Annotated in this window: 7 protein-coding genes; all 7 read right to left on the bottom strand. The window is 40.8% G+C overall.

What is annotated here, in order from left to right; genetic code table 11:
- Positions 1 to 151: dihydroorotate dehydrogenase (locus AB1488_00035; protein ID MEW6408496.1), on the bottom strand; the 151-nt coding region annotated here is incomplete at its 3' end.
- Positions 152 to 261: 110 nt separating this feature from the next.
- Positions 262 to 1,245 carry a dihydroorotate dehydrogenase electron transfer subunit gene (locus AB1488_00030; GenBank protein MEW6408495.1) on the bottom strand — a complete coding sequence of 328 codons (984 nt, stop codon included), beginning with the start codon at positions 1,243 to 1,245 and terminating at the stop codon, positions 262 to 264.
- Positions 1,238 to 1,714, bottom strand: a complete 477-nt coding sequence (gene greA / locus AB1488_00025) for a transcription elongation factor GreA (protein MEW6408494.1) — start codon at positions 1,712 to 1,714, stop codon at positions 1,238 to 1,240. Before greA ends, AB1488_00030 begins: the two co-directional genes overlap by 8 nt.
- Before the next feature lie 181 nt (positions 1,715 to 1,895).
- Positions 1,896 to 5,273, bottom strand: coding sequence for a carbamoyl-phosphate synthase large subunit (gene carB / locus AB1488_00020; GenBank protein MEW6408493.1), 3,378 nt, complete (start codon positions 5,271 to 5,273; stop codon positions 1,896 to 1,898).
- A gap of 49 nt (positions 5,274 to 5,322) precedes the next feature.
- A complete protein-coding gene (locus tag AB1488_00015) occupies positions 5,323 to 5,847 on the bottom strand; it encodes a flavin reductase family protein (GenBank protein MEW6408492.1) in 525 nt (174 codons plus the stop codon).
- Positions 5,848 to 5,852: 5 nt separating this feature from the next.
- A complete protein-coding gene (locus tag AB1488_00010; protein ID MEW6408491.1) occupies positions 5,853 to 6,017 on the bottom strand; it encodes a hypothetical protein in 165 nt (54 codons plus the stop codon).
- 21 nt (positions 6,018 to 6,038) lie between these two features.
- Positions 6,039 to 7,008, bottom strand: a 970-nt coding sequence (locus tag AB1488_00005) for a CfrBI family restriction endonuclease (protein ID MEW6408490.1), incomplete at its 5' end; no start/stop codon positions are given.

Here is a 7,008-nt window from a genome sequence, read left to right as displayed (position 1 = left end):
TGAGATCAACAAAATCAGCGTACTCCTCACCATAACCAAATGTTCCTGAAGCCGTCATCACGGGGTTTTTGAGGTGAATCCCTGCAATTTCTACTCTGAGATCAGGCTTCTTCGACTCTTTGCCCTTGACTTTTGACTCTTTACCCCGCACCACAAAATGCCCCACTCGGAAGAGTGGGGATGAAGTAGTGCAAAAGATACCATTAGAATGCCCCTTGCGGAAGCAAGGGGTGCGGGGTTTACTCTTGACTCTCGACTGTTTTACTCCCATATTACCTCATCCGCCATGAATACAGGCCCATCCTTACATACCCTTTTATATATTAGATTTGAGTTGAGAGTTCGGAGTTCGGAGTTAGTAATCCCCCCACGCCCCCCTTTAGTAAAGGGGGGTAAGGGGGGATTTGACTTCTGACTTCTGATCTTCACCACGCACCCCATACACGCCCCTACACCACATGCCATCGTTTCCTCAAGTGAGACATAACAATTTATATTATGTTTAAATGCAATTTCAGAGACCTTTTGAAGCATAGCCCGCGGCCCGCATGCGTATACTACGGTTTTGAGTTTTGCCCGCCCCACTTCGCAGCCTGCCCTGCTTCGCAGCCTGCCCTGCTTCGCAGCCTGCCCTGCTTCGCAGAGCGAGGCCAGGGAGCGAGGCCAGGGAGCGAGGCCGGGGAGCGAGGCCGGGGAGTCATGAGCCTTGAGGTAGTCAATCAGAGCGTCAGTAACAACACCGGCTCTACCTATGGATGAATCCTCAGTGGTAATATAAAGCCTATTGGTTATCCCCTTAAGGTCTCTTTTCAGCAGAATATCATTTTTTGTCTTACCACCGATAAAAAAAGTGGTGGATTTCTTTTCCAGTCTTTCCGCAAGTGCTACAAGTGGGGCTATTCCTATACCTCCTGCAACAAGCAATGATTCCACCATCTCTTTGAATAATGGAAACCCATTTCCGAGTGGTCCTGTCAGTTCAATAACACTGTCTTTTTCTAACATTGAGAGATTTGATGTCACTCTTCCAACCACTTTGTATATGAACTGTATCCTCTTTTTTGATATATGTCTGTGGAAACTGAAAGGTCTCGGAAGAAAGGGATCAGTCGCTCTCCCTATACGTAACATGAAAAACTGGCCTGGTAAAGAGTTTACTTCATGATTGAGATTTAATGTCAGAAGGAAATATCCCTTTGATAACTCACGATTCTCTAAAACACTTGCCTTTAGAATCTTACTCAAAGCCTATCTCTAATATTTCGTATTCGATCGTTCTTGCAGGGGCTTTTATTGTAACAATATCTCCAATCTGATGTCCGATAAGTGCCTTGCCAACAGGGGAGAGTATTGATATCTTCCCGTTTTTGAGGTCAGTCTCTTCTTCTCCTACAAGGGTATAGATTTTTTCTTCATTTGTCTCCAGATTAATTAACCGTACCCTGGCACCAAAAACCACCTTCTCTCCATATAATTTAGATGTATCTATTATATGTGCAGCAGCAAGTTTACGCTCTATCTCATGAATCTTTCTTGCAATTAAAGATTGTCTTTCCTTTGCAGCATGATACTCCGCATTTTCTGAAAGGTCACCATGAGATCTTGCTTCTGCAATCTCCTGAATATTTTTTGGTCTTTCTACCTTCTTCAGTCTTGTCAGCTCTTCCTTAAGCTTCTCATAACCATCTTTTGTAATAGGTATCTTTCCACGCATAATTACACCTATAACATTTTACCCCGTTAGAATGCCCCGCTGCTTGCAGCGGGGATGAAAATAATTTTCCTTTTTGAGCGAACACGGGGTTAATGCCCCGTGTGAGCCCCGTTTAGAAATTTAAAATTTCTAACGGGGTGAGCCTTCCCGTTAGAAGGCGGAGTCTTCTAACGGGGTTTACTTAATGCGTTTGCATTACCTCTTCATGATATTCCTGCAGGGACTTCACAATCACGGTATGTCTCGTGCCAGCGGTTCTCTTTATCGCAGCATCTATACCATATGTTGCAGCTTTAGCACCAGCCATCGTCGTAAAATAAGGTACTCCATGGACAAGAGCAGTCCTCCTTATAGAATAAGAGTCTCTCTGTGCCTTTGCACCGCTTACTGTGTTTATCACAAGTGAGACCTCACCGTTCTTTATATGATCCACGATGTGTGGTCTTCCTTCTCCTACCTTATTGACTACCTTTACATCAAGTCCATTCATAGAGAGATATTCTGCCGTTCCCCTTGTAGCCTCTATCTCAAACCCGAACTCTATGAGTTTCCTTGCAATAGGAATAGCGTATGACTTATCCCTTTCTCTTACGCTTATAAATACCTTTCCTGATGTCGGCACTTTAGAGCCCGCTGCCTCTTGAGATTTAGCAAATGAAAGTCCAAAATCCATATCTATTCCCATTACCTCTCCTGTGGATTTCATCTCTGGTCCGAGAAGTGTATCAACATTAGGGAATCTGTTGAAGGGAAAAACAGATTCTTTTACTGCTATATGATTTATCTCCTTTTCATGGGTTAGCCCCAGTTCTTTCAAAGTCTTTCCTGCCATTACCTTTGCAGCTAACTTTGCGAGAGGAATCCCAATTGCCTTACTCACAAATGGAATTGTTCTTGATGCCCTCGGGTTCACCTCAAGAATGAATATCTCATTATTTTTCACTGCAAATTGCACATTCATCAATCCAATTACACTAAGCTCAATTGCGAGGAGTTTCGTCTGTCGTTTTATCTCGTTAATAACATCAGTGCTTAACGAATATGGTGGAAGAGACATGGCTGAATCCCCGGAGTGAACACCTGCCTCCTCTATATGTTCCATTATGCCTCCTATAATTACATTAATACCATCTGATATTGCATCCACATCTATCTCGATTGCATCCTCAAGATATTTATCTATTAATATCGGGTGTTCAGGAGACGCCTTAACTGCCAGTTTCATATACTCCTTGAGACTTCTTTCGTCGTAAACGATCTCCATTGCCCTTCCACCAAGAACATATGAAGGTCTCACAACTACGGGGAAACCTATTTTACTTGCAACAATCAATGCCTCTTTGCCTGAGAGGGCTGTTCCGCTTTCTGGCTGTTTGAGGCAAAGTTTTTCGATGAGCTCCTTAAACCGCTTTCTATCCTCTGCCCTATCTATCGAATCAGGGGATGTTCCTATTATTCTCACACCTGCCCTTTCAAGTGGCACAGCGAGTTTCAATGGCGTCTGTCCTCCGAACTGTACTATGACACCGTCTGGCCTTTCTACCTCTATGATATTCAAAACATCCTCGAGAGTCAATGGCTCGAAATAGAGTCTATCTGATGTATCGTAATCTGTACTTACGGTCTCGGGATTACAATTTACCATTATAGTCTCAAAGCCCTCTTCTTTGAGTGCAAAAGACCCATGGACACAACAATAATCAAACTCTATGCCCTGCCCTATCCTGTTAGGACCACCTCCCAGTATCATTATCTTTTTACGAGTAGTAGGGTTTGCCTCACAGTCAGCCCTAAAAATTAAGGCTGAAGTCTGAAGTTCTGAAGTCCTGAAGTCCTTTCCTTCATCGCTTCCGCTCTTCCGCTCTTCAGCTCTATAGAAGGGTTTTTCATAAGTCGAATACAGATATGGTGTATATGCCTCAAATTCTGCTGCACATGTATCCACCATTTTATAGATAGATATTATTCCTTTACCCTTACGCAAATTCCTTATAACAAGTTCATCGCTTCCAATGAGGGAGGCAATCCTCCTGTCAGAGAATCCGAGCTCTTTTGCCTTCCTCAAGACATCACCAGGAATCATATAAGGGGCTATCGTTCCGGTGTCCTCTTTTTTGATCCCTGTAGCAAAAGACATAATTAATGATTCAAAGGAGATAATCTCTCTGATGTTATTAAGAAACCACCTGTCTATCTTGGTCAAATCAAAGATTTCATCTATCGAAAATCCTGCCTTTATTGCCTCCCCTATATACCACACCCGCTCCCAGTTAGGAGTCTTTAATCCTTCTTTAATTAATTCTCGACTATCAGCTTTCGATTTTCGATAGGATTCAAGCCCATATCTGTCTATCTCTAATGACCGTATTGCCTTCTGTAATGCCTCTTTAAAGGTTCTTCCTATAGCCATAGCCTCCCCTACAGATTTCATCTGTGTGGTAAGCGTCTGATCTGCTTGTGGAAATTTTTCAAAAGCGAATCTCGGGATTTTCACTACCACATAATCTATTGAAGGCTCAAAGGATGCAGGAGTCTTCTTTGTTATATCATTCGGTATCTCATCAAGTGTATATCCTACTGCAAGTTTTGCTGCTATCTTGGCGATAGGAAAACCTGTAGCTTTTGAGGCAAGTGCAGAACTTCTTGAAACCCTGGGATTCATCTCAATGACTACAAGTTTACCGTTATCAGGGTTTACCGCAAACTGGATATTAGAACCCCCTGTATCAACACCTATCTCCCTGATTATCTTTATGGCTGCATCCCTCATTACCTGATATTCTTTATCTGTTAAGGTCTGTGCAGGAGCCACAGTAATACTATCACCTGTATGTATGCCCATAGGGTCGAAATTCTCGATCGGACAGATAATAACCACATTGTCCTTTCCATCACGCATCACCTCAAGTTCAAATTCCTTCCATCCGAGCACAGATTCCTCAACAAGCACACGATGAACAGGACTTGCATTTAATCCCCATTCAATATAACCTTTATACTCCTCGATATTGTAAGCAACATTACCACCCGTCCCACCGAGTGTAAAGGATGGTCTTATAATAGCTGGAAAACCAATATAACTCATGACATCTATAGATTCCTTTTCAGATGAGATATAGGCACTTTTAGGTATCTTAAGCCCTATCCTTTTCATCGCCTCTTTAAAGAGGTCTCTGTCCTCTGCCTTTTTTATTGCATGAAGTTTTGCCCCTATTAGCTCTACTCCATATTTATCAAGAACACCATCTTCTGAGAGTTTCACTGCTATATTGAGGGCTGTCTGTCCCCCCATTGTAGGAAGCAATGCATCAGGTCTTTCCTTTTCAATTATATCTGCTACAACAGGAGGGGTTATAGGCTCTATATAGGTAGCATCAGCAAATTCAGGGTCGGTCATTATAGTGGCTGGGTTGCTGTTAATAAGAACCACCTTATAACCCTCTTCCTTAAGCGCCTTGCATGCCTGTGTTCCTGAATAATCAAATTCGCATGCCTGCCCGATTACAATTGGACCCGAACCGATAAGGAGTATTTTACTTATGTCTGTTCTTTTAGGCATATTTGAACCCTAACATTTTTCTATCTACCATATCTCTGATACTCTGACACTATCTAAAATACACCATCTTGCTTCCACCCAGGTGCAGTGGAATTTTTGCCTCCTCTATCCACAACCCATTCTTCAAGTATCTATCATCAGCATAGGCAGAAAGGACTTTCCCAAAGAATGCATAACATTCACCAGCATCCACTGTCTTCCACAATTTGCATTCAATGTATCCAACACATCCATCAATTACGGGTGATTTAACTTTCTTGGCATTAATTATTTTAAGCCCTGCTTTTTTAAACTTATCTGTATCTCTTCCAGATATTTTCCCGCAAATCCATAATGCCTTTAAGAGTTTCTTTCTTGTAATGTTTATCACAAATTCTTTTGTCTGTTTAATCAATTCCGCTGTATAACTATCCTTTGAAACACAGACAACCACAATCAGTGGCTCCTCACTAACAGGCGTCGCCCATGCACACGCCATAACATTTGGACTTCCATCCTCACTGATGCTTGTAAGAAAGAATGCTATCTTGGGATGGAGGAGATGATAGATGTCTGATGTGATTTCTTTTAGCATGTCAGTTACTTCCTTCTAAAATATTTTCTAAATGTCTTATCAATCTGTTCTATCTCAGATTTTTTAAACTTTGAACCCCATAGATTCCACCATACTCGTCCATCTATGAACCCATCCTCATAAAGTTTAAGAATTATCTGTTTTTTAGTGAGGGACTTTTTCTTTCTCATCTCTGAAAGCAATGATTACATTCATTTCAACAGTTCTTTTGCCTTCTGGAGTATCTTTTTATTTTCTAATTCTTCATTATATTTTTCTAAAATTCTTGGGATTGACTTAGCAAAATCAATTTCCGTTGGTTTACTCGCTGTAACACCGTGTGTCTTCAAGAAGTAATATATTTCAAGCAAAGCATTCTTATTCCTAAGTTCAATAACTTTTATGCCAAGTTTTTTTGCTTCTTCAATCATCATGGGTGTTAGTCTGTCAATGAGAAAGAGGTCAACTTTTCTTGCCAACGCTTCATCAGCAATCTCTGGGTTACCAATACCAAGAAGTTTCAATTCAATTTGTAGCACTTTATTGTTATCGTCAGTAAAAACAACTCCGTCTATTTCTCTATTTCCAACCAACCCCTTCTTTTTCATTTCATCAGACACCAATATATATTGAATGTGTTTTACTGCCAAAAGCTCAAAAATTGAGTACAGCAGTTCTTTTTCGGTCTTCTTTCCTACTTCACTCCAAGCCCCGCCCTGAACGGATAATTTCATAGTAGAAAGAGTGTTTACTAATATTAATGACTCTATTTCGTTTAACTCCACTTTTTCATTTCTCCACAGAATAGAAACCAAAATTTTTGGTAAAGTGTCGTTCGTAAATTCTTTTATCAACATCTCCAGAGATTTAACATTCTGTTTACCTAATTCTATACACACCTCTTTTTTAGCTGTCCCCATCATATTGGTTACAGTTTTATTGTTAAGGCCGCCAAACCATAATACCTCATTCTTAGTTTTGCCTCCCTCAATTAAATTAGTAATCCACCAGTCAATATCCTTGTTTGTTTTTTTAGCAGTATAGACTTTCTCTATCAAGGTATGGGCATTATCAATAAATCTCTTGTTGATAGTTGCTAAAACATGGGGTCTATAATCTTTTCCTTCCAAGATTGCAATGATAATTTTGGATAAAAGTTTTTCCATAATCTCATTATCCTTT

Source organism: Nitrospirota bacterium, assembly GCA_040756155.1.
In the GTDB taxonomy this organism is placed as follows: Bacteria; Nitrospirota; Thermodesulfovibrionia; order JACRGW01; family JBFLZU01; genus JBFLZU01.
Note: the sequence above shows the minus strand (reverse complement) of the source record. Positions and strands in the feature narration are given on the sequence as shown.